At 34.7% G+C, this 421-nt stretch carries 1 protein-coding gene; it reads right to left on the bottom strand.

Annotation, left to right across the window (positions count from 1 at the left end; genetic code table 11):
• Positions 1-262, bottom strand: a 262-nt coding sequence (locus NBZ85_RS31955; protein WP_261563525.1) for a hypothetical protein, incomplete at its 3' end; no start/stop codon positions are given.
• Positions 263-421 lie beyond the last annotated feature (159 nt).

Raw genomic sequence — 421 nt, 5'->3', positions numbered from 1 at the left:
TTTTTAATTCTTTTCCTAAGAGCCTTTGTAAGGCCCTGAGGATATTAGCATCATTTTGCTGCAAGCCTTCTATACCCATCTTATGCAGGAAGTTCTTCAGCTTGGCTTTATCAAATTCATGTTGATAAAAGGATTGGTAGATAGAACCATGCTGATTGGTATATTTAATGGTGAACCGGGCAATACTATTTCCTACGATGAAAACAGGTGATACTTCACTAATCGTAACGTTATGATTGCCTTCGGTTAATTGTTCTTTCATTGGGTATTGTTTGATTGATTGTTTGCAGATAGGTTCGTCAATTTTTGTTTGATTGATTTTTCTTTTATTTATAGCCTAATTAACTGTTATAGCTTTTTGTACAACCTTAGTATCGGTGATTCCTCTTGGAGCAACAAGAGATACGTCAATATCTATTGT

Source organism: Frankia tisae, from assembly GCF_025403405.1.
GTDB lineage: Bacteria > Actinomycetota > Actinomycetes > Frankiales > Frankiaceae > Frankia > Frankia tisai.
This window is presented reverse-complemented; position numbering and strand designations above follow the sequence as displayed.